We start from the raw sequence: 882 nt of genomic DNA on the forward strand, positions 1-882 counted from the left end.
ATGGTGGGGATCCCTGTATCCCGGTGCTTACCCTGCGGGTAGAGCGCAGGACTGATTGCCCCCGCACCACCGTTAGCTAAATCGTTGAGTTGCTCTGCAAGCTAAGATCGGCAAACCCTGTTCCATCGATGAGGATCCGCGTCGGCCATGATGACCGTAATGGAGTTTTTCGCCCTCAGTGCTGGGGAGTGGATGTGCCAACGCACCAGCCATCACTTGGCTTTTCGCCGCTCTGAGGGTGGGAGGTCGCGGCTACAAATTGCCACCCTTGCGGCAACCGATCCAGCAGTCATCCGGGTTTGCGAGTTGTTCAGGGTGGATCCCCGACGAGCTGTGGGAGCAGCGCGGGTGCGGTGGGATGGCGAGCAGGAGTGGGACAACGAAGAGTACAAGGGAGACGTGGTGCTGGTACCTATCCCCGATGAGACCGATCCCATGCGCGGGCAGTTGCTGCGGGATCAGGGCTACGCTGAGAAAGTACCGGTGGCCGGTACCTATGTCATGGGATCCGATGGCGCCCTTACCCTTTACACCCAGTATGAGATGACTGAGTCGGAAGAGCGCATTTGGTTTGCCAGCCCCAACTTGCGCCTGCGGGCCAGCACTGTCAAGCGGTTCGGTGGCTTCAGCATGGCTTCTTTCTGCTCCGAGGTGCGTAAACTCTCCGTCGGCCCTTCTCCCACCCCTACGGTGGCCGAATCCAGCTCTTTCCGCAGCTAGAGCGTTTTCTCCTCAACCGCAACACGGGTTGTGCCATGCACCAAGTCTTGGATCTGGGGATTAACCTGCTCCACGCCAATCAACACCAGGCCGACCACAACCGGGAGCATTTTGATGCCTGGGGAGCATGACTCTAGTCAATAATAAGCTCAACTATACTGA

Annotated in this window: 1 protein-coding gene; it reads left to right on the forward strand. The window is 58.3% G+C overall.

From position 1 onward, the window contains the following. Positions 1-147: 147 nt before the first annotated feature. Positions 148-720: a phycobiliprotein lyase gene (locus tag NW843_RS08560; RefSeq protein ID WP_041436880.1), complete on the forward strand. Its 573-nt coding sequence runs from the start codon at positions 148-150 to the stop codon at positions 718-720. Positions 721-882 lie beyond the last annotated feature (162 nt).

The organism is Synechococcus sp. R5-12, from assembly GCF_047502655.1.
Lineage (GTDB): Bacteria > Cyanobacteriota > Cyanobacteriia > Thermostichales > Thermostichaceae > Thermostichus.